This window comes from Rhodopirellula maiorica SM1 (assembly GCF_000346295.1).
GTDB classification, from domain to species: domain Bacteria; phylum Planctomycetota; class Planctomycetia; order Pirellulales; family Pirellulaceae; genus Novipirellula; species Novipirellula maiorica.
Window position 1 is genome coordinate 24256 of sequence record NZ_ANOG01000965.1, and the last position, 9711, is coordinate 33966.

Consider the following 9711-nt stretch of genomic DNA (forward strand, 5'->3'; position numbering starts at 1 on the left):
GTCCCTGCAAAAAGGTCCGGACGCGTGTGGATTCGCAGCCTCGGTCGCTTAAGTCGTCAGACTGTACGACTTGTTGCAAGCGGTTTGGTACTTCCAAACAGGGTCTCCGAGGACGTCGAATCGAGGCGAGATGCCGAGTCCCGGTTCGGTCGACGCTGCCATGCGTCCATTGACTCGTTGAGGTGCGCCGTCGGCGATCGATTGGGTCACGTAGCTGTTGAAATCTGTCGATGTGAACAGGTACTCGGTCGGAGTGCTGTGGGCCAGATGCGAGATCGCTGATGTGATGATGTCGCCACCCCAGCTGTCTTCGAGCGTCATGGCGATCCCGAGCGAAACACAAAGATCACGGGCTTGGCGTGCTTTGGTCAAACCGCCGAATTTGCTGATCTTGATGTTGACGACGTCCATTGCCCGATCAGCAACCCCTTTTAGGATCGCATCGACCGAATCGATCACTTCGTCCAAGACAAATGGTAGGGTTGTGTTTTGGCGGATGCTCAGACATTGTTGGTACGTGGCACAAGGTTGTTCGATATAGACGTCCACGTCCTTGACCGCATTGACCACTCGCATCGCTTCGTGCATCAACCAACCCGTGTTCGCATCGGCGATCAATTTGTCGCCGGGTTGCAATACTGCGCGTGTGGCGCGAATTCGCTCGATGTCATCGTCGGCTCGACCACCCACTTTCAATTGGAATCGGCGATAACCTTCGGCTCGGTAGCTCGCTACGTTTTCAGCCATCTCGGCTGCAGGGCGTTGTGAAATGGCGCGGTAAAGGACGACGTCGTCGCCGTAGCGACCGCCCAGCAACGTGCTGACAGGCATTTCAGCGGCTTTGCCGAGAATGTCCCAACATGCCATGTCGATGGCCGATTTGACGTAAGGATGTCCCTTCATCAATCGGTCCATTTTCAAATTTAACGCCATCAATTCAGTCGGATCGTCTCCGATCAAATGGGGCGCTAGCTCTTGGATGCCTGTTCGAGCACCGGCCGCATAGGCAGGTAGATAGACAGGACCGAGCGGACATACTTCGCCATAGCCGCTGATACCCGAATCTGTTTGAATCTCGACCACGGTGCTGTCAAAAACGTCTACGCTTTTGCCTTCGGACCAACTGTAATTGCCTTCGTGCAGGGGAAGGTCGACTTGGTAAATCTTTAGTCCTGTGATTTTCATTGATTAGGGCTCTTTAATGAGAACGCGGCAAGTGAGTTGTGGTCTAGCAGAATGGTCGAATTTGTTTGACAACGAGCCGCTAAGCCGAATCTGTTTTTTGGGGGGGAGTGGCTGTTGAGAGGTTGAGATCACGTCAAATGCTATAGATCAAAGCTTCTCAGCTCGATTACCTTGCATATTCTAGCGATAGGCATCAGCGGTTACTTGGCTGGAAAATACCTCAATCGATCATTTTGCGCATAGTTCAGCTGATTCTTGGGGCCACCTTTGGCGAGTTTTCGGGGCACCTGTGACAAATTAGGCCACCATTTCCAGGGGGAAATCCGGTCGCATCAAGCTTTTTGCACTGGGGGCTCGCGAATCGATCTCCGGTACGCGGTCGCCGTCATGCCACAATGCTTTTTGAACAATTGCACAAAGTACTGCTGCGTCGTAAATCCCGTTCGTTCCGCTATCTGTTCAATGCTGAGCTCGGTGTCTCGCAATAGCTCTTTTGCAGTTTGGAGACGAATTCGATTGATTTCTTGATTGGGCGACCGTTGCAACAGCTCGCGGCATCCGCGTTCGAGTTGACTACGCGACAGCGGTACTGCATCCAAAACACTTGCGATCCGGATCCCGTCGCAAGCATGTTGACGGATGAAACGAATGGCAGCCGCCAATAGCGGATCACTGGTGGCGACGATATCAGACGATTGCCGAGTGATGACACCGATCGGCGGGATCAACAGTGGTGTCGTGCGTGGTTTGCCGCCGCTCATCATTCGGTCCAGTAATCGAGCGGCTTGGTAACCAATGCGATGCCCGTCCAGCTGCACGCTGCTGAGCGTCGGAGTGCTGATGGTCGTAAGCGTTTCATCGTTTTCGACACCGACCACAGCGATCTGTTCCGGCACCCGAATATTGCCGCGGCGGCATGCGTCGAGTAGCCAGCATCCTAGTTGGTCGGTGCAGGCGAGAATCGCAGCAGGCTTTGGAAGCTGTTGGATCCACTGGCACAGCCGAGCTTGTTGGCGTTCCCATTGGCTCGGTTTCTCGGTTGCACCGGATTGACGAAACTCTTCGCATCCAAATCCGGCGGCTTCCAGGTCAGCGACGAAGCTGTTCCGGCGGTCGATAAAAAACTGTTCCGTGTCGAGGCGGTAGATACCAAAGTGTTCGTAGCCAAGCTCGAGAAAGTGAGCCGCGGCCAATTTGCCGACGGCATGATTGTCGACGCCTACAAACGGGAACTGCTTGGCAAGACGACTCGACCGCAGCTCGACTGTCGGTACTCCCACCTGTGTCACCGCACGCCCAATCGCAGCGTTGCCTGATCGCGTCAGAATTCCATCGCCGTCCCAGTTTCGCAGCCAGGGAGGCGGTTCAGATTCGAGGTCCCGTAGTTCGACGAACATCGACCATGATGCCTGTTCGGTAGCATAGCGTTTAACCCCACTGAGCAAATCTCGCCCGTAGCTACGTGAGGTTTCGATAATGAGGGCAACACGACGCAGGGGGACAGTCTCCTTTGCAGGTCAGCCTAATTCGGAAAAAACGGCGACGCAATATAGTGTAAAAGAATGACGCAAAAACGCAGGGCGTGTCTTGCCGGTCCATGTTAAAATCGTGAGATCCTCAATACGCGACCTTCCTCCCCCCGACGCGGATTTCCCCGATGAAGCGACGTCAATTTTGTCAGCTCGCTGCGACCAGTGCGGCAGCTTGCTTGGCACCGCAGGCGATGGCCAGCGAGTCTGCCCCATGGCATCCCCGGTACCTGCTGGGCTCGTGTCTATACGGTTACGCCCCGGTGGCCGACGTGGTTGCCGAAGTTCGCAAGACCGGCGCCAACGCTATTGATATTTGGCCCAAGGTGCATGGGAACCAACGCGAGCAAATCGATGCGATGGGGACCGATGCATTTGCGGACTTGCTGGCCAAGCATGAGGTGCAACTGGGATGTTTGACACAGTACAAATTGGGGCCGTTTCGTTTGCAGGAAGAGATGCGATTCGCCCAGAAATTGGGCTGCAAAACGATCGTCGCGGGCGGATCAGGCCCCAAGGGGTTGACGGGTAGCGAGTTAAAGCGAGCCGTTGGCGAATTTGCCGAGAAAATGAAGCCGCATCTCGCCGTGGCTGCGGAAACCGGTATCACGATTGCAATCGAAAACCACGCCAATAATCTGATTGAATCCCCTGATTCGATGAAATGGTTGATTGAATTGTGTCCTAGCCCGCAGCTAGGGATCGCATTGGCTCCCTATCATCTGCCGCAAGATCCGCAGGCATTGGCCGGTTTGATTCGCCAGTTGTGTCCGCGGATCGAAGTGTTCTACGCGTGGCAGCACGGAATGGGGAGCACGAAAAAACAGGCTCGTGAATTAGAGATGCAACAAATGCCGGGCCGTGGCCAACTCGACTTTGCTCCACTGATGCAGGCACTTGCTGAGGAAAACTACTCGGGATGGACCGAGATTTTTATGCACTCGTTCCCACGAGGCACCGCGATTGCCGACACGACCGCTGCTGTCACCGCCGACGTCAATCGTGCTCGAGATTACTTGACTTCCTTGTAAGCCACCTACAACCCACCACTCCACAAACTCTTTTAGCGGCAAACAATGACCATGGAAAAAGTATTGATTGTGATTGGTGATGCCAGCGAAACGTTGGACACCATGTATCCGTATTACCGTTTGCAAGAAGCGGGATTCCAGCCCGTCGTCACGGCTCCCGAGAAACGGCGTTACCAAATGGTGATGCACGAGGTCAAAGCGGGATGGACGATCACCAAAGAATGGGAAGGCTATACGATCCAATGCGATGTGCCATTCAGTGAAGTCAACGAAGAAGAGTATGCCGGAATCATGTTCTCCGGTGGGCGGGCCCCTGAGTACATTCGTTACGACCAAGATTTGGTACGAATCACCAAGCATTTCTTTGCCACCAACAAGCCGATCGCATCGGTGTGCCACGGTGTCGAAATTCCGGCATATGCCGATTGCGTGCGTGGCCGCCGCATGGCGACGGTCCCCAAGTGTAAATTTGACCTCGAGGTTTGCGGCGGTACGTTTGTGGACGAGGCGTGCGTGGTCGATGGCAACCTTGTTAGCGGCCGGACGTTTCATGACAACGGTCACTACCTAGGTCCTTGGATCGACTTGTTGGTCAAAGCACGTGACGGCGTTGTGGTGGTTTGATGCGAAGCCTGTTTATTTGCATTTGGGCAGCGACGGTCGCATGGACATCGGCCTCGGCTGCCGAAGGTGTGCGACCGGATGCCGATTCCCGCCACGCTTCCTCGGCGCCGCCCATGGTGGCGGGGTTTGACCGGTTTGCACGGCACGGCGATATCGATGCCGTTGACGGTGGACGTTTGCTACTTGGCGAGCTGAGTTGCACTGCGTGTCATGCGAGCGGTGCTGCTGACCCTGAGACGAACGCCACTGTGTCAGCGATCACGCCAAAGCGAGGTCCGCGACTGCACAGCGCAGGGCGTCGCTATTCTCAAGCTTGGTTGGCCGACTTCATTGCCACGCCCCACCAAGTCAAACCCGGGACGACGATGCCCCATTTACTGGAGAATCGTTCGCCACAACAACGACGCGAAATCGGCCACGCGATCGCTGCTTTCCTTGTCGACACGCAGCGGGCTGATTATCCCGAAATCAAAGCGACCGGCGCTAATCCGGTGATGTTTGAGTTTTGGAAACGTGGCGATGCCGACCGTGGTAGCGAAATCTTTCACACTCGCGGCTGTGTCGCCTGTCATTCCAGCGACGCGGACTATGTTGTAGCGGGGGCAAACTCATCGCCCGTCGACACACTGTTAGATGAACTTGACCCCGAGGAACTGGCCGACATGGGGTTGGCCGGCGCGGCAAGACGTGTCGACTCAATTCCTCTAGGGGATTTGGCAGCCAAATACAGTCGCAAATCGTTGGCTCATTTCTTGCACGATCCGGCACATACGCGGCCAGCGCTACGGATGCCCGATTTTAAACTTTCCAGCAACGAGTGCGCGGATTTAGCCGAATATTTGCTGAGTGCCTATTCCTCAGAAAAGCTCTCGCGCGGCGAGCAAACCTCCTCTGAACAGTCGAGCGACAAAGCCGCAAACGATGCGGCACTGGTGCAGCGGGGACGTGAGTTATTTAGCGAATTGAACTGCGCCGCTTGTCATGATTCATCAATTAAATCTGCTGTGGCGAGGGCGAAACCCTTGTCGGCTGTCAATTTGGTCGCCGCAAATGGTTGTTTGGGGAATTCGCCACAGCGTCCCGTGCAATACTCGCTCGACTCGGTGCAGCGAGACGCCATTGCCAAAGCCATCGAAAGTGCCAAATCGGGGCAGCCGGTTTCCGCAAAGCAAAAACTTGATGGCATCTTGTTGGCATCGAATTGTTATGGATGTCATCAGCGAGACGAGCTCGGAGGAATCGGTCGCTATCGGAAACCCTATTTCGAGACCACTGGTCACATCGATTTGGGTGACGAAGGCCGATTGCCGCCTCCGTTGACCGGCGTCGGTGCCAAACTGACCTCCACACACCTTACCAACGTCGTCTCGGGTAAAACGCCTCCGATTCGTCCCTACATGCAAATCCAAATGCCGCGATTCTCGCAGGAGGTTGCTCACGCTGTGCCGAAGTTGTTCGCCAAAGTCGACGGCGTCAACACGGCTGACGCAGCGCGGGTCTTTGGCGACACCAAAGACTTGGCTGACGTGGGACGCGAGTTGATGGATATCGGTTGTGTCCAATGTCACACATTTGCGGGCAACGCATTGCCGGGAGTGATGGGAGTTGATCTGAGCAAAATTCATTCTCGGATTCATCCCGCATGGTTCGAAGAGTTCTTGCTGAATCCCGGGGGTGTGAAAGCACGCACGAGAATGCCAACGTTTTTTGTCGACGGCAAAAGCCCAAGACCCGACCTGTTCGATGGCGATCCGAAGCGGCAAATCGCTGCGATGTGGGCCTATTTGAGCGAACTGCCGAAACATCCGCTGCCAAGCAAGATTGAAAAATCACGCGCAGATAACTACGAGCTTGCTCCAACAGATCAGCCATTGATTTTACGGACTTTTATGCCGGGGGCCGGAACTCATGCAATCGCTGTCGGTTTTCCCGAACAAGTTCACTTTGCCTTTGATGCCGAACAAGTTCGACTGGCAACGATTTGGCGAGGGCGGTTCCTTGATGCTCAGGGGACTTGGTTTGTCCGATTTGCGCCGCCAGCAGTTCCGTTAGGGCAAGCAGTCGTGGAATTTGTCGAGGGGTTTTCATTTGCCAAATTGGACCAAGCAAACCAAGCTTGGCCCACTGCGTCGGACGTGCGGTTTGGTGGCTATCGACTCGATCATGATCACTCGCCGGTATTTCTGTATGATTATGCCGGGCTGGAGATTACGGACCGAGTTGAACCATTGACATCCGGTAATCCACCGGCCACGCATCAAGAAACAAGATTGCGACGAACGCTAACGTTGACCTCCATCGATTCTGCGGCGAACACGAATCCCCCTCCGCTTTGGTTTCGAGTGCATCGTGGCGATCGCCTGACGCAAATCAACGATCACACGATGCAAAACGAAGCGGGGGTGACGATCGCTCTGCCGACATCGATTGCACGCGATGCGGAGCTTTTTCGGGGGGATGATGTTACCGAATGGCGTCTTCCTGTACGCGAATTTCCTTTCACAATCGAGGTTGACTATTCATGGTAATTCGCGTGCTTTGGATGATATGCATGTTGGTGTGCGGGGCGTCGATTGTGACGCCCCAAACGGTTTGGGCGGCCGACGAAAGTGATTACTACCGGATCGTTTCAATTGAGGTTGCTGAGGCGAGCGATTCGCGTTCTGCGAATTGGCAACCGGCACCTGACGGTTTGGTGCTGGAAGTCAGCGGATTGACGGTCATGGACGATTCGCGGATTGCCGTCGCGATTCGCAAGGGAGAAGTCTGGATCATGGATGGTGTGTATGACGATCCGCCAGGCAATATCCAATATGAAAAATTCGCCTCGGCGCTACACGAACCGCTCGGATTGCTTTGGCATAACGATTCCTTCTATGTCACCCAGCGATCCGAGCTGACTCGGATTCGCGACCGCGATGGGGATCGCGTTGCCGACGAATACTTGACTGTTGCCAAAGGTTGGGGCGTCACAGGACACTACCACGAATATGCCTATGGACCGAAGCTGGATCGTGACGGCAATCTATGGATCACGCTGAATATTGGATTGGGTTTGAAGGGGGACCAGTTAACGCGGGCCGTTCAGAACAAAACGCTCGGATATCGGCAAGGGTTATGGCGTGGTTGGGGAATGAAGGTCACTCCGGACGGCGAGCTGATTCCGGTTTGTGCCGGGATGCGATCGCCCTCAGGGTTGGGGGCGAACGCCGAGGGGCAAATGTTCTATACTGACCAACAAGGCAACTGGGTCGGAACCAATACGCTGCATCACATGCGTTCAGGAGCCTTTTTTCATCATGCGGAATCGTTGGCATCGATCGAACATCCCAAATCACCCATCCGCGATGTAACCTCGGTGCCCAATGGGTTGCCGTTCCCCGACGCGCTAAAAGCATTCCCGCAACTCGTTCCGCCGGTCGTGTGGTTTCCTTACAAAAAGATGGGGCAATCGGCGACCGACATCATGCTGGATGAAAGCGGCGGTAAATTTGGTCCGTTCGCTGGCCAATTGTTTGTCGGCGAGTTCACGCAAGCATCGATTCATCGTGTGTTTTTGGAGCAGGTCAACGGTCAATATCAAGGTGCCTGTTTCCCGTTCCGCAGTGGGTTTGCGTCGGCGGTGTTGCGGATGGCTCAGGGGCATGACGGCAGCATGTTTGTCGGGCTGACCAATCGTGGTTGGAGCAGTCTGGGGGCGGCGTCATATGGTTTGCAGCGTTTGGTATGGACGGGGAAAACGCCGTTGGAAATCAAAGAGATGCGGGCCAAGCATGATGGTTTCGAGTTGACGTTTACGAAACCGGTCGATGTCAAAACGGCCGCCGATCCAGCGTCATATACGATGTCCAACTATACCTACCTATATCAATCTTCGTACGGCAGCGATGAGATTCAAACGCGGCCGTTGGCGATTCGCGAAGCAAAGGTGTCCAGCGATGGTTTGCGAGTTCACTTGGTCGTCGATGGATGCCGCGAAAAGTTCGTCCACGAACTGAACGCAACCGGGGTGCGAGGTCGAAGTGGTGATCCGCTGCTACATACTCATGCCTATTACACGCTGAATCAAATCCCGGCATCCGAGTAACTCCGCTTTGCACAACTACGTAGCCTAGGCTTCCAGTCTAGGTGGATTGCCGGAATGTTCCCGGCGCACGTAGTTTGCTGGCGGCAGTCGAGCGAATGACGGAACGCGATGCTATACTCAAGCCGCGACTTTCCTCGCAGCGACCCGCCACGGTATACACGGATGCAACGGCTAGTACGTCTGCGGTTGCCCCGTGATCGCATCGTTCGCCATCCACTTGTACTCGGAGAAGTTTCGATGAGATCGATTCATGTTTGTGTTGTGATCTTGGCGTTCGTCTTTGTCACTCTTACGCAGTTCGCGTTCGCACTCATGATCGAAATCGACAATGACATTAAGGTTAATGCAAATTCTACGTCAAAACGGCGACGTGTTATCCCGAAGTCATCCATCGTTTATCTTCTTCGGATTTGATCTTTCATGAACCCACCTCGAAATGATGAACTTGTTCAGGCTGCGGTTGCGGGTGATTTTGAAACCGTCAAGCGACTGATCGAAGCCGGTGCAGACCCGAACAGTGTCGACCAACATGGCATGGGCCCCCTGTTGAACTTCGATCCCGCAGTAACGCGGTATTTACTAGAGCACGGAGCTGATCCCGATCGGCAGCGAAACGAGAATATCTCTCCGGTGCTTGGCGCATCGGGCAATGTCGAGTGCATGCGTCTAATGTTAGAGGCTGGGGCGAATGTCAATCGTGCTAGCGAACACAACGGCGAAACGGCCTTGCACGGGTACGCTGGCAGCAGTGACGTCAACGCGGTCCAGATGCTACTGGATTATGGTGCTGATCCGAACGCTCGGACGAAGCCTGGAATGAAAACATACTGTCTGTGGCGAGACGCGAGGGTGCGAGGAGAAACACCACTGCACCGTGCTGCTGCGTGGGGAAGTTCCGAAGTGATCCGATTGCTACTGGATGCAGACGCCGATCCAACCCTACGAGACGTCAACAAAGACACTCCGCTTAGCTGGGCCAGTTGGTATCGGCGAGATAAATCGATCATCGACCAACTCTGGTACGAAGGCTCCGGCGTCGGACCGGACTTTCCGCCGGACGAAGCCGCGACCCTGCAGTAGCGTGTTCACGTGGCATCCATGCGGGCGCTGCCGCATCGAACTGCGAGACATCTAAATGGGCGGATTCTGGCAACGTGGAAGCCCGCGTCGTCGCTGAATCGGTTAAATTGTCTCACGAAAACGCTCTCCTCAACCTCTAGACTTTTACTAATCCATGTTGCCCATGCTCAACTCG

The 9711-nt window shown here is 54.8% G+C and carries 7 protein-coding genes; 5 read left to right on the top strand and 2 right to left on the bottom strand.

Annotated elements, in window-relative coordinates; translation table 11 throughout:
* Positions 1-48: 48 nt before the first annotated feature.
* Together RMSM_RS31060 and RMSM_RS31065 are read right to left on the bottom strand one after the other, a co-directional pair.
* Positions 49-1185 (bottom strand): cis-3-hydroxy-L-proline dehydratase, encoded by a 1137-nt coding sequence (locus tag RMSM_RS31060; RefSeq protein WP_008706889.1) that lies wholly within the window; start codon positions 1183-1185, stop codon positions 49-51.
* 332 nt (positions 1186-1517) lie between these two features.
* On the bottom strand, positions 1518-2681 hold the full coding sequence (locus RMSM_RS31065; RefSeq protein ID WP_040770415.1) for an AraC family transcriptional regulator: 1164 nt from the start codon (positions 2679-2681) through the stop codon (positions 1518-1520).
* A gap of 161 nt (positions 2682-2842) precedes the next feature.
* On the opposite strand from RMSM_RS31065, the gene RMSM_RS31070 reads away from it, so the two are divergent.
* From RMSM_RS31070 to RMSM_RS31095, 5 genes are all read left to right on the top strand, one after another.
* Positions 2843-3745 carry a sugar phosphate isomerase/epimerase family protein gene (locus tag RMSM_RS31070; protein ID WP_008706892.1) on the top strand — a complete coding sequence of 301 codons (903 nt, stop codon included), beginning with the start codon at positions 2843-2845 and terminating at the stop codon, positions 3743-3745.
* A 51-nt stretch (positions 3746-3796) separates the two neighbouring features.
* On the top strand, positions 3797-4369 hold the full coding sequence (locus tag RMSM_RS31075) for a DJ-1/PfpI family protein (protein WP_008706894.1): 573 nt from the start codon (positions 3797-3799) through the stop codon (positions 4367-4369).
* Complete coding sequence (locus RMSM_RS31080; protein ID WP_008706897.1) at positions 4369-6897, top strand: c-type cytochrome; 2529 nt, start codon at positions 4369-4371, stop codon at positions 6895-6897. Before RMSM_RS31075 ends, RMSM_RS31080 begins: the two co-directional genes overlap by 1 nt.
* Before the next feature lie 23 nt (positions 6898-6920).
* The gene (locus tag RMSM_RS31085; protein WP_008706899.1) at positions 6921-8456 is read left to right on the top strand and encodes a DUF7133 domain-containing protein; all 1536 of its coding nucleotides are present in this window, start codon (positions 6921-6923) and stop codon (positions 8454-8456) included.
* 420 nt (positions 8457-8876) lie between these two features.
* Positions 8877-9536 (top strand): ankyrin repeat domain-containing protein, encoded by a 660-nt coding sequence (locus RMSM_RS31095; RefSeq protein WP_008706901.1) that lies wholly within the window; start codon positions 8877-8879, stop codon positions 9534-9536.
* The last annotated feature ends 175 nt before the right edge of the window (positions 9537-9711 follow it).